We start from the raw sequence: 25,102 nt of genomic DNA on the forward strand, positions 1-25,102 counted from the left end.
AGGGCGAGGAACACGAGCACCGGCACGCACCACACCCAGTGGTGCAGCCAGGAGACCGGTGAGGCGAGCAGACCTGCACCCGCGACGACGAACAGCGCGACGAGGTCGTCGCGGGTCCGCCGGGCGAGGAGCACCGCGACGGCCACGACGACCGCGGCGAGTGCCGCCCACAGCAGCGTTTCGGCGCCGGGTGCGAGGCCGAAGCCGCGCAGGACGCCCCGGATCGACTGGTTGGTCGACAGCGACATGTCGCCGATGCGGTCCGGGTTCAGCAGCGAGTGCAGCCAGTACTGCAGCGAATCCCCTGGTGCGACGAGGAAACCCGCGACCGCGAGGCCGGCGAACGTGACCGTCGTCGTGATGGCCGCCCGCCAGTCGCGCCTGGCGACGAAGTAGAGCACGAAGATCGCGGGCGTCAGCTTGATCGCCGCGGCGACTCCGATCAGCACACCGCGGAAGCGCTCGTCCTTCACCAGCACCACGTCGGCCACGACCAGCGCCAGCAGGAACAGGTTGATCTGGCCGTAGCCGTACGTCGTCCACACCGGGTCCAGCGCCAGCGCACCGATCGCCGAGAGCAGGCCGGCCGTCCACTTGAGACCGGGGCGGACCTCGCCGGCGACCGCGACGCACACCGCGGTGAGCGCGACGAAGCCGGCCGCGACCGTGAGCGGGTTCTGCAGCGCTCCTGGAACGAGAGTCAGGCCGCTGAACAGCATCGCCGCGACCGGCGGGTAGGTGAAGGGCAGCTGGGGGTCGAGGGGCGGGCCGGTGAACCCGACGTAGAGGGGCCGGCCCTCGAGCCAGGCGAGGCCTCCGAGCCGGTACACGTCCAGGTCGATCGGGTAATGGCCGGACCACGTCACCAGCAGCCACACCAGGGCGGCAAGCCAGAGCGCGACGGCCAGTGGAGAAACAAATCTTCGCGGAACCAGATCGGTTTTCCGCGTCGGGGACGCTGTTGACACCTATTCGAAATTAGCGACGGCTCCTGTTGTTCACCTTGCTGAACAACCGGCAGAACCACCAGCAGAAGTCCTCTTGCCAGCAACGACGAGCGTGCCCGAACGTCTATCAGGGCGGATGATGCGCAGGAGGAAGAGGGGGTGCGCAGTGAGCACATCAGCGTTCGGGGACTTTCTCCGCTTTTACCGATCGCGTGTTCCGCTGACGCAGGAAGAACTCGCGGAACACACCGGTTTGAGCACACGGGCGATCAGCGACATGGAACGCGGCCGCACGCTCAGCCCGCAATTCCGCACCGTGCAGCTGCTCGTCCGGGGGCTCGGGCTGCGTGACGAGGAGGCGGCGGAGTTCACCGCGCTCGCCCGTGCCAGCCGGGTCGTCGCGGTGCGGGAACGGCCCGACGCGCCGTTCGCCGTGACGTCCTCCTCACTGCCTCCGGTGCTCCTCGAGCTCACCGGCCGGGAGGCCGAGAAGGACCTCCTGGACGGGTTCGCCGCGGACGCCGCGTCGTCGTCCCGGCTGCAGATCGCGGTGGTCCACGGCTCACCCGGTGCGGGCAAGACCGCGCTGGCCGTGGACGCGGGCCATCGGCTGGGTGCGAGGTTCCCCGACGGTTGCGTGTTCCTCGACCTGCGCGGCACCGGCACCGAGCCGCTGACGCCGGAGAAGGCCGCACACCGGCTGCTGCGGTCGTTCGGTGTGGACGAACGCCAGATCCCCGCCGACCCCGACGACAGGCTGTCGCTGTACCGGTCGCAGCTGCGCGACCGGACGGTGCTGCTGGTGCTGGACAACGCGGCGAACGAGGCGCAGGTGCGTCCGCTGCTCGCGTCCAGCCCCGGCACGCTCGTCCTGCTGACCAGCCGCCGCATCCTGACCGGTCTCGACGCCCGGCACCGCCTCGCCCTGGGACTGCTGCCGCTGGAGCGTTCCGTCGAGCTGCTGCGGGCCGTGACGGGCCCCGAACGGCTCGACGCCGAACCCGAGGCGGCGGAGCGGGTCGCCGAGTTGTGCGGCGGCACACCGCTGGCGTTGCTGATCGCGGGCAACCGGCTCACCAGCAGACCGCAGTGGACGGTCAGCCACCTCGCCGGGCAACTGGAGGACGAGGGCCGCCGGCTCTCCGTGCTGCGGGCGGGCGACCTGCAGGTGCGGGCGGCGTTCGAGATCTCCTACGACCAGCTCAGCGCGGGCGCCGCCACCCTGTTCCGCAGACTGGCCCTGGTGCCGAGCCCCGACACGAGCGCCGCCCTGGCCGGTGTCCTCGTCGACGACGCCGAGGAGGCGCTGGACGAACTGGCCGACGCGAGCCTGCTCGGTATCAGCGACACACCCGGCCGCTACACGCGCCACGACCTGCTGCACGTCTTCGCCGCCGAACGGCTGGAGCTGGACGAGGACCCGGCCGCCGTCCTCGAGGTGCGCACACGTTTGCGCCACTGGCTTCTGGGCACCGCGACCAGGGCCGCCCTGTTCTTCGACCACGACGTGCCGGCCGAGCGATCGGGTCCGGTGCGCGACAGGGAGTCCGCGTCCCGGTGGCTCGAGCTCGAGCTCGACAACTGGCGCACCGCCGTGAAGGCAGGCGTGGAGACCGGCGAGCACGAACGCGTTCTCGCACTGGCCCAGGCGATGCACTGGTACTCGGACATGCACGGCGTCGGCGAGCTGTGGCGCGAGATCTTCGCCGCCGGAGCCCACTCGGCCCGCCTGCTGGGCAACGCCAAGGCCGCCGCGGAGCAGCTGAACTACCTGTCGTGGGCGCTCTACGCGTTGTGCGGTCAGCCGCACGAAGCGCTGTCCGTGCACGAGGAGGCCGCCGCGATACCGGTCGACGACACCGTCACCGAGGCGTGGACCTGCTACTACGGCTCGGCGATCCGGCGGCGGGTCGGCGAACCGGACAAGGCGGTGTGGCTCGGTCGCCGTTCCGTCGAGCTGTTCGAGCAGGCGGGCTACCGGATCGGCGAGAACCTCGCGCTCTCCCTGCTCGGCTTCATGCTCCACACGACCGGTGACCTCGCCGAAGCCGCCGAGGTGCAGCAACGCAGCGTCGACCAGCACCGCGAGGCCGGTGGTGACGACGAACTGCTGTCGATGCTGCTGATCCGGCTGGCGACGACCCTGGCGGCCGCGGGCCAGGTGATCGCCGCGATGGACCTCCTCGACGAGGCGGAGGCGTTGTTCCGCAAGCACTCCAACACCGCCGGAACCGCCCGCGTGCAGCACAACCGCGGCCTGGTGCTGATGGACGCGGGCCGCTACGGCGAGGCGCAGGAGCAACTGCTGGCGGCCCTCGGCGAGGCGCGGCTGTCCGACCACCGGGTCGAGATCATGGCCCGGCTCGCCGACCTCGCCGACGCCGCGGGGGACGCGGCGCAGGCCCGCGAGCACCGGGTGCGGGCGCTGGCGGAGTGCGACCGCTACGACACACCGGCGGTGCGCGTCACGGCGGCGAAGCTGGCGGCCGCACTGGGTTGACGCGGGTCAGCGCCTCTTCGGCCAGGGGATCAGCAGCATGACGCCGGCGCCCATGCACAGCAGCCCGATGGTCGTCCACAGCTGCTGCCCGGTCATGAAGCTGCCCTCGAGGTAGCCCAGCCCCTGCGCCGTCCACACCCCGCCGAGCAGGAGCAGCACGACGCCGATTCCGACCAACAGTTTTCTGCTCATGCCGGCGCAGCCTACCGGCGGCATTTCCGCTGGTCGCCCGTCTGGTCGCCGAGGCTGATCCGCGCGCGCCGAAAAGATCGGCGAAGTTTTCTGTTATCGCCGGGCGCCCCGGACATCTCCTGGTCAGAGGACACCTGGACCGGCTGGCGAGGTGAACGCCGGGCCGGAGTCCTCGTCTCCCTGTGCCAGTTCTGCCCGAAAGGAACTCCATGCCTCACGTCCCCAGTTCACGGTTGCGGCGGCGCGTGTGGATCGCCGCCCTCGCCGTGGCGGGCGTCGCGGCGTCCGCGGTGACCGCGAACGCGATGTTCTTCACCCCGCCCGCACCGCCCAAGGCGATCCAGACCTCCTCGCCCGCGGCCACCACCCCGGCGCCGGTGACGACGGCGGACACCACGACGCCACCGCAGGCCGGCACGACCACGCCCGCGGCCGAGACGACGAAGGCCGCCGTGGTCGCGCAGCCGAAGCCGCAGGAGCCGATCCCGCCGAACGCGGTGCGCGTCGCGGAGTTCGTCGCCGAGTGCCCGTTCACGCACCGGCTCCCGGACGACCCGATCGTCCTGCCGAACCTGCCCGGCGCCTCGCACATGCACAGCTTCTTCGGCAACGCCTCCACCAACGCCCGCTCGGACGTCACGAGCCTGAGCGGGGCGACCAGCTCGTGCAGCCCGAAGGTCGACCTCTCGTCGTACTGGGTGCCGACGCTGCTCGTCGACGGCCAGCCCGTCGAACCGACCGGCACGACGTTCTACTACCTCGGCGAGGGCGTGCGCGACGACGTGACCGCGCGCATCCAGCCGCTGCCGTACGGACTGCGCATCGTCGCGGGCAACGCCAAGGCCACCGCTCCGGACAACAGCACGATGTCGCGCTGGTCGTGCCTGCACGCAGGCCACGTCGGAGCGTCCAAGGACTTCGTGAACTGCCCGGCGGGCACGATGATCGAGTCCTACCTGGACTTCCCGCAGTGCTGGAACGGCAAGGACCTGGACTCCGCGGACCACAAGAGCCACATGTCCTACCCGGTCGCCGGCGACTGCCCGTCGACGCACCCCGTGCCCGTGCCGAAGCTGCGCCAGGTGCTGCGGTACCCCGCGAGCGGTGACCCGGCGCGGTTCAAGCTGTCGTCCGGTCCCGGGTTCACGATGCACGGCGACTTCTTCAACGTCTGGCCGGAAGCCGAGATGGCGCAGCGCGTGCGCGACTGCATCAACCGCATCGTCAAGTGCGGACCGGACGGCCGCCCGTAGTGCGAGCCCTCCTCATCGCGGCCTTGCTGGTGGCGACGGGCTGTGGGGCACCGGCCGGCGACTCCCCGCCGGCCAGTGCCCCGCCGGACGGTCTCAGCGCCACCGATCTCAGCGCCACCGACCTGGCGTTCATGGACCTGGTGATCCCCCAGAACGAGTCCACGCTCGCCGCTCTCGACCTGACGGCGAGCCGGCCCGGTTCCGCGCTGCGCCCGGTGGCCACGCAGCTGGAGGCCCGTTACCGGGCCGAACTGGCGCAGGTGCGGGAGTTGCTCGCCCAGAACGGCAAACAGGAGAGCGACCAGCACGCCGGGCACGACATGCCCGGCATGATCACGCCGGCCGAGGTCACCGCCATCGGGTACGCCGAGGGCACAGCCTTCGACCAGCAGTTGACGGCGTTGCTGCGCACCCAGTGCGAGGAGGCTCGCACCGTCGCCCGCGCAGAGCTGTCGTCGGGCACGAGCAAGCCGGTGGTCGAACTGAGCGCACGCATCGTTGCCGCGCGTGCGGAGTTCTTGACCCTGTTGAAAGACGCTTCGTGACGAGGTGCCGTCGCTCCTACCGGGCGACGGCACCCGTCCGCTTGCTACGCCTGCCCGGCCTCGGCCGGCGTCGCGGGCTGACCGGCGGGCGCCGGGCGGTTCTCCAGCTTGATCCCGCACTTGCCGACCAGCGCCACACCGGCACCGATGGTCGTCGCCACCGGGGCGGCGAACGCCGCGACCAGGCCGAGAGCCAACGGCACCTCGAGCACCACGTCGTCCTTGCTGTCACGCACGACGACGCGGCGGTTGATGCCCTCGTTCACCAGCCCGCGCACGGCGTCGACCACCGAGTCGACGGCGGTACGGGCGGACTCGGACGTGGATTCGCTCATGACTCTCCTAGAACTGCGGATCTTCCTCGACGACTCCAGCTTGCCCGCGACCGGACACCGTGCCATCAGGGTTTCCCCTGATCCCTGCCTGATCTACCCCTCAGAGAGGTCAGAGCTCGGTGTTGATGATGGCCTCCACGAGCACCTCACCGTCCTCGGTCAGCGTGACTCCCCCGGAGTCGACGGAGACGAGGCCGCGTTCGGCCAGAGAACCGAACTTCTCCCGCCACGGGCTGTCGTGCAGTGACGTGCCGTACCGAGCGTAGTGCAGGTCCGAACGCAGCGGTTGCAAAGTGGACAACGCCATCTTGACCGCCCTCGCCTCCTGCGCTCCCGCGTCGAACCCGGTGGCGGAGCCGAGCGGCACCCGGCCCGCCTCGACGGTCTGGGCGTAGTTCTTCCAGTTCACGTCGGTGATCGCCTCGGAGGCACGGCAGCTGGAACTGCCGCCCAGGCCGATCGCGACCTCGGCCTCCTGCTTGTCCTGGTCCACCATGATGGACTTCCACTTCTCCGGGCCGAGGCCGTCGCGGGCGAAGTACATCGTGGGGTGCTCGGTGTAGCCGGCGGCGCGCAGGCCGTCGGTCAGCACCTCGCGCATCCGGTACTGCTCCTGCAACGCCGGCCAGAAGTGACCGTCCCGCACCAGCTTCTCGCGGTACTGCGGCAGCTGCCACGGCGCCGGCTGCTCCCCCGCCACCCCGGTCCTGGTCTCGGCGTAGGACTTCAGGTGCAGCTTGGTGCACACGACGGCGGTGACCTCGTTCTCCAGCACCACGTCGAGGTCGCGTTTGACGCTGTCGACGGTCTGGTCCAGCAGGCCGTACATCAGGTCGATGCTGACCCACTCGAAGCCTGCGGCCTGGGCGTTGCGCACGAAGTCGACGCACATCTGAGCGCTGTGCTCACGGCCGCACTCGCGCAGCACGTCGTCGTCGAACGACTGGACCCCGCTGGAGAGCTTGGTGCAGCCCAGTTCTCGCAAGGTCTCGAGCTTCGCCGGGGTGAACGTGCTCGGGTCGCCCTCGAACCGGATCGTCGTCTCGCCGGTGAACCCGAAGTTCTCGCGGTAGAAGTCGAGGAGCCGGCGGATGTCCTTCTCCGGCAACAACGACGGCGTGCCGCCGAAGACGTTGAACTCACCGATCGGCGCGTCCGCGAGCTCCGGCACGCGCTGGAGCCAGAGTTCGGCCTCCCTGATGTTCCAGTCCACCCACTGCGACAGCTTCTCCTCGTTGCGGCCGCCTTTGACGAGCACGACCGGGTACTGGCAGAAGCGGCACTTGTAGGCGCACGTGGGGATGTAGGACCAGAGGTGGATCGGTGCCGTGCCGGTGAGCTGGTCGCTCAGGTCGGCGAGGAAGTCGTCGACGCCGTAGCCGGGAACGTTGCCGGGGAACACGTGCGCGCCGAACGGGTCTTCGGTGACGTAGTCGAGCAGGTGGGCGTTGGCGGGGTCCTGCAGCGCCGCCCACACCCTGGGTTCGGAGTCGGTCAGAACACGGTTCATCAGAACACGCCTCCATTGCCGAAGTAGTTGTGCGCCTCCCCTGACTCGCGGTCTTCGCAGTAGTACTTCACGAACTCCGCGAACCGGTCTTCCGGCACCGCGTCGAAGCACTCCGGCAGCGGCGGCGGGTAGCCGATGTCCTCGCCGACGGTGGCCCGCAGCCGGGCGAAGATCTCGTCCCGGAACTCCAGGTACAGCCGGTAGGACGGCGTCTTGTAGGAGTGGATGGGGAGGAAGTCGACGACGCTCATCTCGGCTTTGATCTCCGCGATGCGCGTGGCGAGCCTGGCCGCCAGGTCCTCGCCGAAGAACGCGATCACGGCGTCCTCGTCCAGGAAGGACGGCGTCAGCAGGACGGGCAGGACGGTGTTCTTCGGGGTGAAGTCCTTGATGGAGAACTCCCAGGCCTGCACCGCCTCGGCCTCGGTGAGGTCGGCCGTCTTGGGCGGCGCCTCCGGCCGGATGTCCCGCATGACGATGATGCCGTCGTTGCCGTACGCGCGGCCGGAGATGACCTCGTCGATCGCGTGGTTGACCCGCCGCGGGTTGATCTCGACGCGCGACTTCGGGGCGTAGGCGATGTCGTGACCGGAGCCCGCGACCCTGATGCCGAAGTCCCAGTCGTCCGACAGGTGGTTGACGAACTTCCCGTTCTGCAGCTGGTAGAAGATCTCGATGCCGCCGACGTCCTCGTAGGCCTCGCGTTCGACCGCGAAGCCCTTGCCGTCGGGGAACCCGCCGAACAACGAGAACGTCACCGCGCGACACCGCAACGTGCGCTGGATCGCGTCCCAAAGCCTTGGCCTGCCGACGAAGTGCTCGGCGTTGTAGTAGTAGTCGCACACCCCGATCGCGGCCTTGTCCTTGTCCATCACCGCGAGAAGTTCGACGAGCCAGCGGCTGTCGACCCGGCAGTCCGCGTCGGCCGACACGAGGTAGAAGCGCTCGCCGGGGTCCTTGCGGTTGCGGCTCCTGCGCACCGCGAACTCCATGCCGGCCCTGCGCGCACACGCCACGCCCTGCTCGCGTTCGCTGATGACGTGGATGTCGACCGGCGAGCTCTCCGCGAACCGGCGGGCGATCTCGACCGTGTCGTCCGTGGAGTTGTTGTCCACCAGCACGATCTCGTAGGTGGCGTGGTCGATGTCCTCCTGGTCGCGCAGGGACTGCAGCACGGCCTCGATGGTCGCGGCCTCGTCGAACACCGGCAGCACCACGCTGAGCCGGGTGTGCGGGCCCATCGCGGGCGGGAACAACGTGCCCACCAGGCCGGTCGCGGCCTCACGGGTGTGCGTGCCGAGCTGCCTGTTGTGCGCCACCACTTCCGCCCGCCTCTCCGCGTTCGTCATGAGTTCGTGGACCTGCCGGGCGAACTCCGGCGTCGGCAGGTCGTGCTCCAGGATGTCGAGCACCGGCGCCTCGTAGCCCGCGTACACCGTGTCGTACAGGGCGTAGCGACTCGCGATGTACGGCACACCGGCCGCGATCGCCTCGCCGATGGGATTGCCGAAACTCTCGTAGTCGTAGGACGTCAGGAACGACACGACGGCGGCGTGGGCGAGCAGGTCGCGCACCGAGAACCCCGGACCGGCCGACTCGCACGGCTCCAGGACGCCTCCGAAGACGACCGGCACCCGGAGCTCCTCGGCGAGCGCGCGGAGCTTCCTGGTCTCGGCCGGGTCCTCCTCGGTGTCGCCGGCGACGAACAGGCAGGTGCCCGGCAGCAGGGCCGCCAGGTGCAGGTCGCGGTCGATGCGCTTCTGCGGGATGATCCTCGTGGACCTGGCGATGATCCTCGTGCCCGGCGCGATGCCGTGGTGCCGCAGGAAGTCGGGCCTGCCGGGGCGGTCCGGTTCGGTGAACGTGTTCGGCAGCAGGTCGATGTTGCGCAGGTGCGGCATCCACTCCAGCGTGCGCCGTCTCGCCTCGTCGTGCAGCGCGAAGTAGTGGATGTGCGGCGAGTTCACCATCGGAGGCGTTGCGGGGTAGGGGAAGCTGCCGTACTTGGCCGGCTCGCTCTGCCACATCAGGTCGTGGTCGCGCCACAGCACGAACCGGCCGAGGTCGTGTGCGGCGCCGTACCGGGCGATCGCCAGGTAGAGCGCTTTCGTGTAGGCGACGTTCTCCGGCAACGTGCCGTTCTCGACCATGACGAGCGTGACGCCCCGGGCCTCCCAGGTGCGCACGATCGCGTCGGCGAGCTGCTCGGTGACGGCATCGGTGTCAGGGACCTGGTCGCGCCGCACTGCTTCGAGCGTCGCCGCCACGAATTCCCGGTCGTATCCGGCAATGCGCTCGATGCCGTCGACGCGATCCAGTTTCACCCATTCCGGCACGCGTTCCCGGCGGTACCGGGAAAAGAATCGTCCTTTGTCCGCCTTGATGTCGTACCCGAGGTCGAGGTGAACGCGATAGCCCTGGTCAGAGAACGATCTGGCGGTCTTGAGGAACTCGACCACCACGCCGGACATGGCCGTGGCATCGAACGAGACACCCCAAAGAGCCGGCATAGGCTGCTCCGTTTCGAGAGGGTCACTCTCATCGAAGCTAGCATGAAAGCGCTTACCCGCCAGATCGCGTCTCAATCGGCTTCTACCAGCCGCTGTTACCGGTACCGCGCTGCACCGTGTAGCGGTTCTCGTCGTTGGCCACGCCCTGGCTGCCGGCGCCCTTGACGCCCGCGACGGTGACCCGGTCGAAGCGTCCGGTGCCGGTCGCGAGGTTGAAGTGCATGCCGTGCGAGCCGGCGTTGGAGACCGGGACGCCCTTGTCGTCGGTGAAGGCGTCGGTCGCGCCACCGGTGCCGCTGATCCTGACGTTGTCGACGGTGAGGTTGGTGATCGCCTTGCTCCAGCTGAACAACATGCCGTGGTAGCCGGCGTCGGTGATGTCCAGGTCCTGGAGCACCACGGCGCCCGTGATGTCGGCTCGTTCCGCGAACAGCCAGACGGCACCGGTGTGGGTGTTCCAGTCCCAGTTGCGGGTGCCGGCCCGCGTGAGCGTGGTGCGCTGCACGGTGGTCGTGCCGCCGAACGGCTTGGCCTCGTGCCAGCTGGACACCATGATCCCGGCGCCGTTGAACACGGTGTCGCTGATCAGGGAGTCCTCGATGCGGTTGTCGGTGCCGCCGTAGATCGCGGCGCCGTTGGCGAGGATCGGCAGCGAGATGGTGTTGAACGCGAACACGCTGCGGCTGACCGTGTTGTTGCGGTCCCAGGACCACATGGCCATGCCGTCGTCGCCGGTGTTGCGAAACGTGCTCTGCTCCACGCGGACGTTCGCGGTGGGACCGTTGTTGCCGTTGACGTTGAGACCGTCGGCCATGGTGTTGCGCACCCGCAGGCCCGCGGCGAAGAAGCCGTCGGCCTGCTTGAGCCACAGACCCGTCTTGGCGTGGTTGGTGGCGACGTTGAACACCGTCGACGCGGACCCGGACTCCACCTCGATGAACGAGTCGGAGTTGGGCGCGTCGTCGGGGTCGCGGGTGGTGACGTCGCCGTCGAAGGTGAGGTCCGCGATCGTGGTGCCGGGTCCGGTGATGGCGAAGCCACCGCGGCGGTCGGCTCCGTTGAGGACGGTGTGCCAGATGCCGGCGCCGCGCACGTCCACGCCGCTGACGTTCACCAGGCTGTTCAGGTTGTAGGCGCCCGCGGGCAGCCACACGCCCTTGGCCGCGGTGCCTTGTGCCGCGGCGATGGCCGCGCGGAGGCCGGCGCTGTCGTCGGCTCCGTCGCCGGGGTTCGCGCCGTGGGTGCGGGCGTCGACGTACCCGGCGGGCGAGGTCGTGGCGGCGGCGACTTCGGCGTCGACCAGGTCGACGGTGATGTGACTACTGGCGGTGGTGTCCTTGGCCAGGCGGAGCACGGTGCCTGCGGGATAGGTCTGCGGGAGCAGGATCCGCGCGTCGTCGAAGTAGCGGTGCGGGCGCGCACCGCCCGGGCCCTCGGCGAACGGGTACGCGCCGTACATCCAGCTGTACTTCGAGGTCAGGGACAGGTCGCCGACCTTGGTGCCGCCCGCGTAGACGGCCAGCGGTGGCGAGGTGCCGTCTGGGACGCTCGCGCGCACGGTGAGGGCGTTGGCGGGCCGGGTCAGGGTGATCTGCACGTGCTGACCGGTGCCGGTGAGCTTGACGGCGCTGCGCCCGGAGGCCTCGGCGACGTCGGTCGTGTACTGGCGGGCCGGGGTGAGCTCGGCACCGGTGGTGGTGCCGGCCTCGGCTTCGTAGGTGGTGAACGGAACGGTCGCTCCGCGTGCGGCCAGGGCGGCCGAGCCGGTCACGGCGATGTTGTCGAGCTGAGCACCGGTCGCGTCGCCGTAGCCGACGATGTTCAGACCCGTCCGCAGCACGGCGGTGTGGGTGGCGGTGCGCCAGCCGCTGCCGCCGGTGAGCGATAGCTGCGCGCCCTTGACGCCGTTGACGTAAGTGGTGACGGTGCCGCTCACGGAGGCCGTGTACCGCAGGGTGATGGTGGCGGTGCCCGCGGCGGCCTGGTTGATCGTCCGGACGACCCGCGCGCCCGTGCCGGGCAGCGAGACCGCGCCGGATCCGGTCGCGCCCGCCGTGGTGACCGGCACGGCGCCTCCGCCGAGGAAGCCGCTCTCCAGCTCGGCGGTGCCCTCGGGGGTGGGGGTGCTGTCGTCCGCGGTGAGAGTGGCGCTGTCGAGGTTGACGTTGCCGTTGTCCGCGCTGCCGTAGGACACCGCGACGGTGTTGGCCCCCACCACGGTGGTGACCGCGACGTTCGCGGTGGCCCACTCGCTCCACGACGCGGTCGCGGGCAGGGAAACCTGTTGTGCGGCACCGTTGACCGTGACGGTCATGGTGCGCGGCGAGCCGGTCCCGTTGGCGTAGCGCAGCGCCAGGCTCGACCTGGTCGCGGTGCCGGTGACGGTGAACGTGACCGCCGCGCCGCGGTTCGCGTCGACGAACCCGCCGACGTAGCCGCTGCCGGTGTGCCCGCCGTGCTCGGACTCGGCCCGCGCACCGCCGGAGAGCGTGCCGGACTCGGCCTCCACGACCCCCGCCGCGGGGATCACGGGCTCCACCGACAGGCTGTCGATGTTGACGTTTCCGTTGTCGCCACTGCCATAGCGCACGGCGAGGGTGTTGGCGCCCGCGTTCAGGGTGACGTTCTGGCTCACCGTCCCCCACGACGCCCAGCCCGCGGTGGCCGGCAGGGAGAGCTGCCGCGTGCCGCCGTTGACGGCCAGGGTGACGGTGCGGGTGCCGCCGGTTCCGTTGGCGTAGCGCAGGACCAGCCGGTGCGCACCCGCCGCCGACCCGCTCGTGGTGACGGTGACCGCGGCGGCACCGCGGTTCGCGTCGGTGAACCCGCCGGCGTACCCGCTTCCGGTGTACCCGGCGTGCTCGATCTCGGCGCGGGCGCCGCCGGAGAGCGCGGCGGACTCGGCCTGGTGGGTGGTGGGTGCGGCCGAAACCGGCCCGGTGGCGGCGATCGTGCCCGCCACGACGGCGGCGGCCAGCACGGCCGCGCGGATCTTCCACAACATCGTTGTTGTCTCCTGGGCGAGGGATTCGTTGCAGGGCCTAGCCTTTGACCGCTCCTTCGAGCGCACCGCTCTGCAGGAACAGCCGTTGGAACACCAGGAACAGCGCCACCGGGATGACCGACGAGATGGCGAGCGCGGCGAGGAACACGTCGAGCTCGACGTAGCGCTGCAACGCGGGCAGCCGCACGGACAGCGGCTGCACCGCAGGGTCGGGCAGCACGAGCAGCGGCCAGAGGAAGTCCTTCCAGCTGGCCACCACCGCGAACACCGACACCACGCCCAGGATCGGGCGCGAGAGCGGCAGCACCACCGACCAGAACACCCGCACGGGCCCGGCGCCGTCGACCCGTGCGGCCTCCAGCACCTCGCGCGGCAGGTTCGCGAAGAACCGTTGCACCAGCACGACGTTGAACGCGCTGGCGCCGGCGGGCAGCCACACCGCCCAGAACGTGTTGATCATCCCGGCGCGCACGACCGTCAGGTACAGCGGCACCAGCAGCACGATCGCGGGCACGAACAGCGTGCCGAGCACGACGGCGGTGATCAGCCGTCCGTAGCGGGGCCGCAGGATCGCCAGCGCGTACCCGGCCGTGGTGGCCACGACGAGCTGCACCAGCCACGACCCGGCGGCGATCACCACGGTGTTGAGGAAGTACTTGTCGATCTCCACCCTGGTCCACGCGGTGACCAGGTTCGCCAGGTCGATGCCGGTGGGGAAGAGCGACAACGGCGTGCGCAGCGTGTCCTGGGTCGGGGTGACCGCCGCCTTGGCCAGCCACAGCACCGGCCCGAGACCGGTGAGCAGCAACGCCCCCAGCAGCAGGCCCTGCACCACGCGCACCGTCCGGCGGATCGCCGGGGTGGCCCGTTCCGACGGGGAGATCAACCCGCGCCTCACGATGCGCTCCACGACTTGGTCACCCGCAGGTAGAGGGCGGAGAGCACGGCCAGCACGGCGGCGAGCACGGTGCTCAGCGCGGTCGCGGCACCGTAGTCACCGCCGAGGCTGCTGGCGAAGGCGTAGTCGTAGATCAGCAGCAGGACGGTCATCGTCGAGTTGGCCGGGCCGCCGCCGGTGAACAGGAACGGCTCGAGGAACACCTGTGCGGTACCGATGATCTGCAGGATGAACGTCACCAGCAGCACGCCGCGCAACCGCGGCAGCGTCACGTGCCAGATCTTGCGCCAGATCCCGGCGCCGTCGATCTCGGCGGCCTCGTACTGCTCGGCAGGCACGCCGGCCAGCGCGGCCAGGTAGATGATCACCGTGCCGCCCGCGGCCGCCCAGGTCGCCTCCAGCACCAGCGCGGGCATGGCGCTGCCGGGGTTCTGCAGCCACTGCCACGGTCCCAGCCCCACCCAGCCGAGCACGGTGTTGAACACCCCGGACGGGCCGGCGTCGTAGAAGAACTTCCACAGCAGCACCGCGACCACCGGCGGCACCACCACCGGCAGGTAGGCCAGTGCGCTGAACAGGCCGCGGCGGGCCCGGACCTCGCTGATCAGCACGGCGGCGACCAGCGGGATCGGGTAGCCGAACACCAGCGCCAGCACCGCGAACCACAGCGTGTTGCCGACCGCGGTCCACAACAGAGGGTCGCCGAGCACCTGGGCGAAGTTGTCCAGGCCGACGAACCGCACCGGTCCGACGAGGTTCGTCTGCTGGAAGCTCATCACCACCGACCGCGCGATCGGTGCCCACGAGAACACCCCGAACACGACCAGCAGCGGCAGCAGGAACAGCAGGCTGGTCAGCCCGCCGCGGCGGACCCAGGTGGACGGTGTGCGCCGGCGACGGGGTGCCGGTGGCGGCGGCGCCACGACCGCCGCCGCGGGAGCCTGGGACTGGAGGACCACCGCTCAGCCCCGGCCGATCGTGCTCTGCGCCTCGGCGTCGGCCGCCTCGAGCAGCGAAGCGATGTCGGCGCCGCGGTCGGTGAGCAGCTTCTGCACCGTCGTGTCCAGGATCTTGTAGACCTCCTGGGTGGACTTCGTCGGCTCGGTGACCAGCGGCTGGCCGAACATCGCGTCGGTGTAGGGCTTCATCTGCCCCAGCGGCACGTTCACGTACTGCTTGACCCACTCCTGCTGCTTGTCGTAGGTGGCGCGGTCCACCACCGGCAGCGCGGGCACGCCGACGGGCTGCTTGGTCTCGGAGAGCGTCTTCGCGTCGGCGACGGCGGCGTCCTGGGCGGTGAGCTTGCCCATGTAGTAGAAGTCGATCCACTTCACCGCGGCGGACTTGCCGCGGTCGCCCGTGTTCGGGCTGACGACGGCGAGCGTCCCGCCGCCGAGCACACCGGCATCGGGCTTGTCCGCCAACGGCAGCGCGGCCACGCCGTAGTCGGCGGGCTCGAGTCCGTTCTGGGTGAGCAGGTTGCCGTAGTTGCCGCCACCGGAGACGTACATGCCGATGCGGCCGGCGGCGAAGTCCTGGTTGATGCCCGCCCAGTCGTAGAGGAAGTTGGCGCCCATCGAGTTGTCGTCCCACCGCATGGCGCGCAACGCGCCGAGGACCTCGGCCATCTCCGGGGTGTCGATGGTGGCCTCGGCCTTCTCGCCGTCGACCTTCTCGGTGCGCCCGCCGAAGGCGTAGTCCAGCGTGGTGAGGATCCACCCGCCGGTGTTGCCCTGGGTCATCTGCGCGTAGCCGGCCTGGCCGGTGCGTTCGGTGATCTGCTTGGCGGCAGTGCGGACGGCGGCCCACGTCGTCGGCGGCTTGTCGGGGTCGAGCCCGGCCTGGGTGAACAGGGTGCGGTTGTAGTGCAGGGCCTGGCCGTAGGCGGCGATCGGGACCGCCCACTGCTTGCCGTCCGCGGCCTGGCCCGCCTTGGCGACGGCCGGGTTGAGCGACGAGGCGTAGAGCAGGGCGGCGACCTGGCCGCTGACGTCGGCGATCTGGCCGCGTTCGATGAGGCCGCGACCGTCGGTGAACGGCACCGTCAGCACGTCCGGCACGGTGCCGCCGGCGAGCTGCGCGGTGAACGTCGCCGCCGTCCAGGTGTACTCCTGGGGCTTCACGTCGATGTCGGGGTTGGTCTGCTCGAACTGGGCGACGCGGGCGTTGAACGCCTCGACCGCCTTGGGCTCCAGCCCGGCGTCCATCGCGACGGTGAGGACGACCTCGCCGTCGGCGGTGACCTCTTCGGGGGTGGAGCCGCACGCGGTCAGTGCCAGCGGCAACACGAGGGCGGCGACTCTTGCACGGTGGGACTTCATTGTCTCTCCAGGGGGACTACGCGCGCAGCCACGCGGCGGCGTCGATGGGCAGGCTGTCCCCGTCGAGGGGGACGCTGGTGAGCAGGACCTCCCGGTGCGCGGGCAGCGGGAGCGGGTCGGGGCCGAAGTTGACCGCGCACATCACGTCGTCGCGGCGGAAGGCGATCGCGTCCGGGCCCAGGTCGATCCAGGCGAAGGACTCCCCGCGCAGGCCCGCCTCGGCGCGGCGCAGCGCCAGCGCGGACCGGTAGAGCGCGAGCATCGACGCGGGGTCGTCGTGCTGCGCCTGCACCGACCGGTCCCCCCAGCCGGTCGGCTGCGGCAGCCAGGGCGGTTGCCCGTCCTCGGGCCCGAAGCCGTACGTGCTGCCCTCCCTGGTCCACGGCAACGGGACGCGGCAACCGTCGCGGCCGGGGTCGACGCCTCCGGAACGGAAGTGCATCGGGTCCTGCAGCACGTCCAGCGGCAGGTCCTCGACCTCGGGCAGGCCCAGCTCGTCACCCTGGTAGAGGTAGAGCGCGCCGGGCAGTGCCGCGGTCAGCAGCGCCGCCGCCCGTGCCCGCCGCTCCCCCAACGCCAGGTCGGTGGGCTCGCCGAAACGCTTGGCCAGGAAGGAGAACGACGTCTCGGCGCGGCCGTAGCGGGTCACCGGCCGGGTCACGTCGTGGTTGGACAGCACCCACGTCGCGGGCGCGCCCACCGGGGCGTGGGCGTCCAAAGTGGACTCGATGGACTCGCGCAGTTCCTTGGCGTCCCAGGGACGGCCCATGAAGTCGAAGTTGAACGCCGAGTGCATCTCGTCGGCGCGCAGGTAGCGGGCGAAGCGCTTCTGGTCGTCCAGCCACACCTCACCGACCAGCACCCTCGGTTCGGCGTAGGAGTCGGCGACGGCACGCCAGCCGCGGTAGATGTCGTGCAGCCCGTCGCGGTCGATGAAGGGGTGCTCCCCCGCGGCGTAGGTCTCCGGCACCTCGGGCAGTTCCGGGTCCTTGACCGGCATGGACGCCGAGTCGACGCGGATGCCCGCCACGCCGCGGTCGAACCAGAACCGCAGCACGTCCTCGTGCTCGCGCCGCACCTCGGGGTGGTTCCAGTTGAGGTCGGGCTGCTCGGGGGCGAACAGGTGCAGGTACCACTGGCCGGGCCGGCCGTCCGCCTCGGTGACGCGGGTCCACGTGCCGCCCGCGAAGCTCGACCGCCAGTTCGTCGGCGGCAGCTCGCCGTGCTCGCCCCTGCCCTCGCGGAACCAGAAGCGTTCGCGCTCGGGCGATCCGGGCCCCGCCGCCAGCGCGGCCCGGAACCAGGCGTGGTCGCTGGAGACGTGGTTGGGCACCACGTCGACGATCGTGCGGATGCCGAGCGCGGCGGCGTCGGCGATGAGCGCCTCGGCGTCGGTCAGGGTGCCGAAGGCGGGGTCGATGGCGCGGTAGTCGGCGACGTCGTAGCCGCCGTCGGCCATCGGCGAGAGGTACCAGGGCGTGAACCAGATCGCGTCGACACCCAGGTCGCCCAGGTGGCCGAGCCGGGCGCGCACCCCGCCGAGGTCGCCGATCCCGTCGCCGCCCGCGTCGGCGAAGCTGCGGGGATAGATCTGGTAGATCACCGCGTCGCGCCACCAGGGCGCGGGCGGCGGCAGGTCCGTCGTCACGGTGCGATTCCCCTCGTTCGGTCCCGACGCACGGCAGCCGCCGATCGTCGCTGATCAGATTAGGTATAGCGTTAAATCTCTGTGGCGTGGGACGCTAGCCTGCGGGCACAGAGGGTGTCAACGACGGAAATCGGAGGGGCAGCGCCAGCGATGCGGGTCACCTTGAAGGACATCGCGCAGGCGGCGGGCGTCAGCGTGATGACCGTGTCGAACGTGATCAACGGCAAGAGCGCGCGGGTCTCGGTGGAGACCGTCGAGCGGGTGCGCCGGATCATCGACGAACGCGGGTACGTGCCCAGCGCGTCGGCCCGCAGCCTCGCGGCCAACCGGTCCCGGCTGGTCGGGCTGCTGGTGCCGGCGGCCAGCGAGGACAGCCTGGCGATCAGCCCGCACAACATCGCGATCATCGGCCAGATCGAGCGCAGGCTCCGCAAGCGCGGCTACCACCTGCTGCTGCGCGGGGTCTCCGACACGGCCGAGATCGGCGAGGCGCTGCGCTCGTGGAGCCTGGACGGCGCGGTGCTGCTGGGTTTCCTGGACGAGGAGATCGCCGGCCTGCACCGCAAGGTCACCGGCGCGACGCCGGTGCTGGCGATCGACAGCTACGCCGCCGGCCCGCTGACGACGGGGGTCCGTTCCGACGACTTCACCGGCGCCCGCCTGGCCGCCGCGCACCTGCTCTCCCTGGGACACCGCAGGATCGTCTTCGCCGGCCCGTCGTTCACCGACGTCGGCGTCGTGCACGAACGCTTCCTGGGCTTCCGGCAGGCGTTCGAGGACGCGGGTCTGTCCACTGCGGACTGTCCGGTCGAGACGCTGAACACCACGCACGAGAACGGCGCCGCGCTGGGCAGGCGCTGGCTCGGCGCACACCCGGACGCGACCGCCGTGTTCGCGACCGCGGACATCCTGGCGATCGGCATCATCGAGGGCATGCTGGAGGCCGGGATCGGCGTCCCGGACCAGGTGTCGGTGGTCGGCTTCGACGACCTGGACATCAGCGCGTACATCACGCCGAAGCTCACCACCATCGCGCAGGACATCGTCGGCAAGGCCACCCACGCCGTCGACCGACTGCTCACCCTCGTCGAGGGCGGCGAACGGCCGGCCGGTCCACTGGTGCTGGACGTGCGCCTGGTGACCCGCAACTCGACGGCACCCCCGGCGCGCTAGTGGCGTGGCCCAGCAGCTTGCCGGGCGAATTCGCGGTCAGACGGGCCGTTCCCTTTTCCGGCGGCGTTGCGACAGCCGGCCACGCCGGTCGGCCGGCGGGTGCGGTTGCGCGGGCAGCGCGAACTGGAGGCCCTGGCGGTGTCGATCGACGAGGCATCGTCGCGGACGTCGCAGCTGCTCGCGAAGGAACGCGAGATGATCGCGGACTTGTCGCACCGGCTGCGGACTCCGCTGGCGGCCTTGCGGCTGGACGCCGACGCGGTGGGGTCGGGGCCCGTCGCCGATCAGGGCGGGATGTGCGAGATCGACGTGGCCGAGCCCTGCTGGGTGCCGCTGGCGACCGAGGCGCTGGGCGCCGTGGTGGACACGTTGCTGGAGAACGTCTTCCGGCACACGCCTCCCGCCGCACCGGTCGGGGTGTCGGTGGTGCGGCACAGGGGGTGGGTGACGCTGGTGGTCGAGGACGGCGGCACCGGGGTGGCCGATCCGTCCTCGGCGTTGCACCGCGGCAGCAGCGGAGGCGGGTCGACCGGGCTGGGCCTCGACATCGCCCGTGCCGCGGCGGAGGCGACCGGCGGCACCGTCCACCTGGAGCGCGGACGGCTGGGCGGCGCCAGGGTCCGGTTGCGGTTCGGGGAGGCCGGCAGCCACCACGAGCCGGCGCGTGGCGGCTGCGGCAGGGCCACCCCCGACCCGTCAGGGAGCGTCGATCTTGAACGGGTCGTGGTCGGTGAGCAGTTTGTCGAGCCGGGCTCTGTCCACCCGGCTGGTGATGTAGGTGTCCTCCTGCCGGTCCCTGAGCACCTTCGCCAGCGTGAACGCCGAGGTGACGGTGTAGAGCATCGCGATGCCCAGGAACGCGCGCACCCATCCGTCGACGGGCAGGAACACGACTCCGATGCCGACGGCGGTCAGCGAGAGCCCGAACGAGAGGACCGCCTGCACGTAGAAAGCGGCGGTCGTCGGCGTGTGCGAGGGCGTGGCAGAGGTCATGATCCGAGAGTCCAGCGTCGCCCGCGGGCTGTCATGAGTACGGCTACTCATGTCCAGGTCACGTTCCGTCCAACAGGCAGGAGGACCGGCCACGCAAGTCCTCTGTGGACGATATGATTCCCGCCGGATGCGTACCATTGGCCCAGCGCGGATTGGTTCCTTTGGGGCTGCACCGAAATTATTTCGGCGCCACCGATTAGTTTTGCGAACGAAGCGGGCGCACCCAGGTCATCGGAACCAGCCGGGTCAGGAAGTCCACGCAGGTCAGGCAAGTAGGCGCTAGGGCCATCAGTCCTGTGTTGGTCAAGACTTGCGCGGGTCCTGAACTCTTTTATACATCAGGATCGTATGCGTGGATTGTTCGTGTTGGGTGATGTCGATAGGGTCCGCGTATCAGCACAGGGCATCACGTTAAGAGGGCTTTCTTTGATCGGGCAGCGTGGACGACCGTCGTCGGATGCCGACCTGATCGACGCCGTGAGAGACGGCAAGGTCGAGGAGTACGGCAAGCTCTACGAACGGCACGTGCGCTCGGCGACCATGCTGGCGATGCAGCTGTCCTCGTCGTCCTCGGACGCCGACGACCTGGTGGCGGAGGCGTTCGCCAAGGTCCTCGCCGCGTTGCGCGGCGGCGGTGGTCCCGGGGCCGCGTTCCGCCCCTACCTGCTGACGGCCGTGCGGCACGCGGCGTACGACCGCACCCGCAAGGAGAAGCGGCTCGAGCTCGCGGGTGACATCGAGGAGGTGCACGGCGCCACCAAGGCGACCAGCGTGCCGTTCCGCGACAAGCCGGTGGAGGACCTCGACCAGGCGATGGCCGCGACGGCGTTCGCGACGCTGCCCGAACGGTGGCAGACGGTCCTGTGGCACACCGCGATCGAGGGCCAGTCGCCCGGCGAGATCGCGCCGTTGCTGGGACTGACGGCGAACGGCGTCTCCGCGATGGCGTTCCGTGCGCGCGAAGGCCTGCGCAAGGCGTTCCTGCAGGCGCACATCAACCAGGAGCCGACGGAGAAGTGCCGGGCCACGGTGACGAAGCTCGGCGCCTGGACCCGTGGCGGGCTCAAGGGCCGTGACGCCGTTCAACTGGACGCGCACATGGACGACTGCGCCGAATGCCGCAAGCTCGCCAGCGAACTGTCCGACGTGAACGGCGCGCTGCGCGGGCTCGTCGCCCCCATCGTGCTCGGCACGGGCACCGCCGGTTACCTCGCCGCCGCCGCGACCGCGACCAAGGGCGCCGCGGTGACCGTCAGCCTGAGCTCGTGGCTGGGCGTCGCCGCCTCCGCCGCGGCCGTCGTGGTGGTCGCCGCCTCCGGAGTCGTCAGCTCCGACGGCGGGCCGTCCTCGACGATCGGCGGAGCGGCGCCGACGACCGGCACGAGCACCTCGGAAGGCGTGGCGCAGAGCAGCCAGCCAGGTCAGCCCGGTTCGCCCCAGAACTCCGGCAGCGCGCCGACGGGTGCCACCGCCGGTTCGGTGGCACCGGGCGCGGGGACGAGCGGCGCCGCCGGACCGGCGACCACGACGAACAACAACACGATCGCACCCGCGGCGGCCAGCCTGTCCGGGTCGGCACCCAGTGGCATCGCCATGACCACCGAGGGCCCGGCCAACGAGATGAACATCAACATCACCAACAACGGCACGGCACCGACGACGGTGCCGACGTTGACGCTGACCATGCCCGACAAGATCAAGACGGTCGGGCCGGGCAAGACCTCGGCGGGCATGATCGGCTGCCCGGCGGGCAAGGGCACCGTGACGTGCGAGGGCGGCCAGACGCTGGCGCCCGGCCAGACGATCACGTTCCGCGCGCGGCTGCAGGCGGGTCCCAAGGCCGGGGACGGGGTCATCACCGGGGTGGCGGGGCCGGTGCAGGTGAGCATCCCGATCACGATCGCCCAGGCGCAGGCCTGAGTCCACTTCGGACAGCGGGATCCGCCCGGGCACCGCACCATGGGCGGGTGGAGGAGCTCACGGCCGCGTTGACGGAGCTGGAGGCGCCGTTCCGCACGCTCGTCGACGACTCGGAGTGGGCGCACGCGAGTGTGGAGGGCCTGGTGCTCGACCTGGGCACCTGGTGGTCCGCCGACGCCGGGACCAGACTGCAGCCGCAGGTGACGTTCAGCGACGCCTTCAGCGAGGCGATCCGCCACAACGGCGGGACGTACGTCGAGGGCTACGTCTGGGCCGACGGGCTGGCTGTCGCGGCCGCGTGGTGCGGGCACGACGGCGCGGTCGTCTACGGGCCACGGGCCGAGGCCTATCTCGGCGTGGGGCTGTCACCGCACTTCTGCCGCCGGATCCAGCAGCGCAACGGCACGGCCGCGGTGCTCATGAGCAAGCACCCCAGGCTGTTGCCGTTGCTGCGGGACGGACTGCCGCGCGGCGCGGTGGTGCCCGGCGGGAGGCCGGGCCCCCGCTCACTCCGTGACTAGGGCGGCGAACCTCTCGTCCGCCTCTTTGCGGTGCCGCTCCGCCTCGGCGGGATCGGCGACCGCGCGGGCGAGGTGCTTGTGCGCGTTCGCGGCCTCACGCCGGTCGTCGATGCGCTCGGCCAGTTCCAGCGCCTCACGCAACGGTGCGATGGCCTCGGCAGGACGCCCGGCCGCGGTCAGCACCTCACCGAGGTAGTTGAGCACCACGGTTTCCGTCGTGACGTCACCGATCGCGCGCACGGCGGCCAACGCCGATTCCAGCGCCTCCAACGCTTCGGAGTGCCTACCCATGGCGTGCAGGATCATGCCCAGCGCGCTCTGGGTGTCCGCCTCGTCGCGGCGGCTGCCCATCTCCCGCATCAGCGCGAGCGCCGACGTGCACGCCTGCAGCGCCTCGTCGTAGCGGCCGAGCGCGCTGTAGATGTTGCTGACGTTGCTCATCGCCTGCGACTCGAGGTGCCGGTCGCCGAGCTGACGTGCCACGGTGATGGCCTGTTCGAGCAGTTCAGCGGCCTCGGTGTGGCGGCCGAGGGTCCGGTAGACCAGCGAGAGGTTGTTCAGCGTGCCCGCCACGCCCTGCAGGTCGCCCAGCTCGCGGAGCATCTCGATCGCGCGCTCGTTGTAGTGGATGGCCGTCGGGTACTGCGCGGTCTGCCAGAACACCATCGCGTAGTTCTTGGTGGTGATGGCGAGCGCGACCGGTTCGTCCTTCGCGGCCTCCAGCGCCAGTTCGTTGATCGTGGCCCAGTCACGCGTGTGGCCGCGCACCATGCAGAAGAACGTCAACGCGCGCGCGAGCTGCCACGTGTGCGTGCGCCAGTCACCGTCGAGCGACAACGCCACGGCGGCCACGAGCGTCTGACGTTCTGTCTCCAGCCACTCGACCGCGTGGTCGTAGTCGCGCAGCACCAGCCGTGACTGCGGCCGGTAGGTGATGTCGACCTCGTACCTGCGCGCGGCGGGCGACATCAGCCTCGTCGCCTGGTTCGCCGTGTCCAGGAAGTGGTCGAGCAGCCTGGTCAGCGGCTCACGGGTGGCGTGCACCTTGGACTGCGCGTACTGCCGGAGCAGGTCGTGCATCCGGTACCGGCCGAGCGTCGTCGGCTCCAGCAGGTGCACGTCGACGAGGTCTTCGAGCATCCCGTCGGTCTCGAGCAGGTCGAGCTCGCCCAGCGCGGCGGCCTGGTGGACGTCGAAGTCGGTGCCGTGGTGCAGGCCCAGCAGGCCGAAGAGCCGCTGGTGCGCGGCGGGGAGCTGGCTGAACGACAGCGCGAACACCGCGTCCAGTTCGGATAATCGCCCTTCGCGCAGCCGCGTCGCGAGGTGGGCGGTGGTCCAGGTGGGACGGCTGCGGAGCCGGCCGGCGGCCAGGCGCACGGCCAGCGGCAACCGTCCGCACAGCTCCACGACCTCACGAGCGGCGGCGTCGTTGCCGCGTTCGTCGCCGACGATCGTGGCGAACAGCTGCAACGCCTCCGCCTCGGACAACACGTCCAGCGTGAGCGTCGAGGTGCCTTCCAGCTCGACCAGCCGCGCACGGGACGTGACCAGCACCAGCGATCCCGGCACGCCCGGCAGCAGCGGACGCACCTGGTCGGCGCTCACCGCGTTGTCGAGCACGACCAGCAACCTGCGCTGGGACAGCTCGGCCCGCCACAGGGCGGCCCGTTCGTCCAGACCGACCGGGATCTCCTCCAGGCCGAGCGCGCGCAACAGCACGTCGAGCGCGTCTGTCGGTTCCACGGGCGCACGGCCCGCGGTGTGCGCGTGCAGGTCGATGAACAGCTGACCGTCCGGGTGCTCCAGGCGGTGCGCCAGGTGCACGGCGAGCGTCGTCTTGCCGACGCCCGGCATGCCGTCGATCGCCGAGATCACGACGGCCGCCTTGCCGGTGACCGCCTGGGTCAGCCGGTCCAGCTCGGCCACGCGGCCGGTGAAGTCCGCGACGTCGCGGGGCAGCGTGTTCAACGCCGGCCGCGGCTGGTCGCCGCGTAGCAGCCGTGCGTGCAGCTCGCGCAGTTCGCCGCCCGGATCGGTGCCGAGTTCCTCGGCGAGCAGCACCCGCACGCCGTCGAAGACCTGCAGCGCCTCGGCCGGCCGGTTGGCCCGCTGCAGCGCGTGCATGAGCTGCAGCCACAGCTGTTCCCGCAACGGGAACTGCTTGGTCAGCCGCCGCAGCTCGGGGATCAGCCGCTGGCCCTGGCCGAGCTCGATCGACAGCCGCGCGTGCTGCTCGGCGACGGTGAGCCGCCGTTCCTGCAGCAGCGTGAGCTCGGCTTCGAGCCGCGGCCCCACGGTGAGGCCGTCCAGCGCCGGGCCACGCCACAACGCCAGCGCTTCCTCGTACTTCGGCACCGCCGCCCGGTGGTCGCCCCGCTTCAACGCCTCGTCGCCGGCCGCGCACAGCTCCTCGAAGACGCCGACGTCGGCCTCTCCGTCCGGCACCTTGAGCCGGTATCCACCTGGAACGGTGACGAGGTCGTCCAGCACGAGCTTGCGCAGGGCGGCGACGTAGGTTCGGATGTTCGATTCAGGAGCCGCGGGTGGAGATTCCCACACCGCTTCGCTCAGATGTTCAAAACTGACCGTCTCGTTGGCGTGCAGTGCCAACGCAGCGAGCAACGCCCTTTGCCGGGGCCCGCCCAGCCGCAGTTCCACGCCCCCACGCCAGATCTGCAGCGGCCCAAGAAGCCGATACCGCACTAGCCCTCCTCGGGGGGCATGGTGCCAGAACTCGGGGGTGCTGTGCGGAATTTGTGCGGACGATCTTGGAAACTTGGCGCACGCCGCCGTGAAGAGGGGGAACGAAGATGGACCTGAACAGATCATGGT

Annotated in this window: 17 protein-coding genes and 2 pseudogenes; 7 read left to right on the forward strand and 12 right to left on the reverse strand. The window is 70.5% G+C overall.

The features are described from left to right. Positions 1-68: 68 nt before the first annotated feature. Positions 69-968 (reverse strand): annotated as a pseudogene (locus DFR72_RS47210) (glycosyltransferase 87 family protein); the annotation flags it as partial. Between the two features lie 118 nt (positions 969-1,086). Between DFR72_RS47210 and DFR72_RS32770 the strand changes: the two are divergent. Beyond that, positions 1,087-3,447, forward strand: a complete 2,361-nt coding sequence (locus DFR72_RS32770) for an ATP-binding protein (protein ID WP_245983715.1) — start codon at positions 1,087-1,089, stop codon at positions 3,445-3,447. 6 nt (positions 3,448-3,453) lie between these two features. Here the strand turns inward: DFR72_RS32770 and DFR72_RS32775 are convergent, their stop codons facing one another. Next, positions 3,454-3,639 (reverse strand): hypothetical protein, encoded by a 186-nt coding sequence (locus DFR72_RS32775; RefSeq protein ID WP_090070377.1) that lies wholly within the window; start codon positions 3,637-3,639, stop codon positions 3,454-3,456. A 209-nt stretch (positions 3,640-3,848) separates the two neighbouring features. Here DFR72_RS32775 and DFR72_RS32780 point away from each other — a divergent pair, with 209 nt between their 5' ends. Both DFR72_RS32780 and DFR72_RS32785 read left to right on the forward strand, forming a co-directional pair. After that, a complete protein-coding gene (locus DFR72_RS32780) occupies positions 3,849-4,892 on the forward strand; it encodes a DUF1996 domain-containing protein (protein ID WP_211335613.1) in 1,044 nt (347 codons plus the stop codon). Then, positions 4,892-5,437 carry a DUF305 domain-containing protein gene (locus DFR72_RS32785; protein WP_090070375.1) on the forward strand — a complete coding sequence of 182 codons (546 nt, stop codon included), beginning with the start codon at positions 4,892-4,894 and terminating at the stop codon, positions 5,435-5,437. Before DFR72_RS32780 ends, DFR72_RS32785 begins: the two co-directional genes overlap by 1 nt. 44 nt (positions 5,438-5,481) lie before the next feature. Here DFR72_RS32785 and DFR72_RS32790 read toward each other — a convergent pair whose 3' ends face one another. The 8 genes from DFR72_RS32790 to DFR72_RS32825 all read right to left on the reverse strand — a co-directional run bounded on the left by DFR72_RS32790 (position 5,482) and on the right by DFR72_RS32825 (position 17,663). Beyond that, complete coding sequence (locus DFR72_RS32790) at positions 5,482-5,772, reverse strand: DUF4342 domain-containing protein (protein ID WP_090070373.1); 291 nt, start codon at positions 5,770-5,772, stop codon at positions 5,482-5,484. A gap of 109 nt (positions 5,773-5,881) precedes the next feature. Continuing rightward, complete coding sequence (locus DFR72_RS32795) at positions 5,882-7,282, reverse strand: radical SAM protein (RefSeq protein ID WP_090070371.1); 1,401 nt, start codon at positions 7,280-7,282, stop codon at positions 5,882-5,884. Further along, positions 7,282-9,792: a glycosyltransferase gene (locus DFR72_RS32800; RefSeq protein ID WP_090070369.1), complete on the reverse strand. Its 2,511-nt coding sequence runs from the start codon at positions 9,790-9,792 to the stop codon at positions 7,282-7,284. Before DFR72_RS32800 ends, DFR72_RS32795 begins: the two co-directional genes overlap by 1 nt. An 82-nt stretch (positions 9,793-9,874) precedes the next feature. Continuing rightward, positions 9,875-12,796 carry a carbohydrate-binding protein gene (locus DFR72_RS32805; RefSeq protein WP_090070367.1) on the reverse strand — a complete coding sequence of 974 codons (2,922 nt, stop codon included), beginning with the start codon at positions 12,794-12,796 and terminating at the stop codon, positions 9,875-9,877. 37 nt (positions 12,797-12,833) lie between these two features. Continuing rightward, a complete protein-coding gene (locus DFR72_RS32810) occupies positions 12,834-13,706 on the reverse strand; it encodes a carbohydrate ABC transporter permease (RefSeq protein ID WP_211335614.1) in 873 nt (290 codons plus the stop codon). Continuing rightward, positions 13,691-14,653, reverse strand: coding sequence for a carbohydrate ABC transporter permease (locus DFR72_RS32815; RefSeq protein ID WP_245983716.1), 963 nt, complete (start codon positions 14,651-14,653; stop codon positions 13,691-13,693). The genes DFR72_RS32810 and DFR72_RS32815 overlap by 16 nt, the downstream gene beginning before the upstream one ends. Before the next feature lie 3 nt (positions 14,654-14,656). Beyond that, a complete protein-coding gene (locus tag DFR72_RS32820; RefSeq protein WP_090070365.1) occupies positions 14,657-16,015 on the reverse strand; it encodes an ABC transporter substrate-binding protein in 1,359 nt (452 codons plus the stop codon). A gap of 16 nt (positions 16,016-16,031) precedes the next feature. Beyond that, positions 16,032-17,663 carry a glycoside hydrolase family 13 protein gene (locus DFR72_RS32825; RefSeq protein WP_090070364.1) on the reverse strand — a complete coding sequence of 544 codons (1,632 nt, stop codon included), beginning with the start codon at positions 17,661-17,663 and terminating at the stop codon, positions 16,032-16,034. 150 nt (positions 17,664-17,813) lie between these two features. Here DFR72_RS32825 and DFR72_RS32830 point away from each other — a divergent pair, with 150 nt between their 5' ends. Continuing rightward, positions 17,814-18,836, forward strand: a complete 1,023-nt coding sequence (locus DFR72_RS32830) for a LacI family DNA-binding transcriptional regulator (RefSeq protein ID WP_090070362.1) — start codon at positions 17,814-17,816, stop codon at positions 18,834-18,836. A 294-nt stretch (positions 18,837-19,130) separates the two neighbouring features. Then, a pseudogene (locus DFR72_RS47995) lies at positions 19,131-19,409 on the forward strand (ATP-binding protein); the annotation flags it as partial. A gap of 123 nt (positions 19,410-19,532) precedes the next feature. Here the strand turns inward: DFR72_RS47995 and DFR72_RS32840 are convergent. Then, positions 19,533-19,829 carry a YiaA/YiaB family inner membrane protein gene (locus tag DFR72_RS32840; RefSeq protein ID WP_211335615.1) on the reverse strand — a complete coding sequence of 99 codons (297 nt, stop codon included), beginning with the start codon at positions 19,827-19,829 and terminating at the stop codon, positions 19,533-19,535. Positions 19,830-20,306: 477 nt separating this feature from the next. Between DFR72_RS32840 and DFR72_RS32845 the strand changes: the two genes are divergently transcribed. Both DFR72_RS32845 and DFR72_RS32850 read left to right on the forward strand, forming a co-directional pair. Further along, on the forward strand, positions 20,307-21,749 hold the full coding sequence (locus DFR72_RS32845; protein ID WP_170176517.1) for a sigma-70 family RNA polymerase sigma factor: 1,443 nt from the start codon (positions 20,307-20,309) through the stop codon (positions 21,747-21,749). A 47-nt stretch (positions 21,750-21,796) separates the two neighbouring features. Then, complete coding sequence (locus tag DFR72_RS32850) at positions 21,797-22,270, forward strand: hypothetical protein (RefSeq protein WP_090070356.1); 474 nt, start codon at positions 21,797-21,799, stop codon at positions 22,268-22,270. Here the strand turns inward: DFR72_RS32850 and DFR72_RS32855 are convergent. Further along, the gene (locus tag DFR72_RS32855) at positions 22,256-24,973 is read right to left on the reverse strand and encodes an AfsR/SARP family transcriptional regulator (RefSeq protein ID WP_170176518.1); all 2,718 of its coding nucleotides are present in this window, start codon (positions 24,971-24,973) and stop codon (positions 22,256-22,258) included. The two genes, DFR72_RS32850 and DFR72_RS32855, sit on opposite strands and share 15 nt — an antisense overlap. Between the last annotated feature and the right edge of the window lie 129 nt (positions 24,974-25,102).

The organism is Lentzea flaviverrucosa, assembly GCF_003350445.1.
Classification (GTDB): domain Bacteria; phylum Actinomycetota; class Actinomycetes; order Mycobacteriales; family Pseudonocardiaceae; genus Lentzea; species Lentzea californiensis.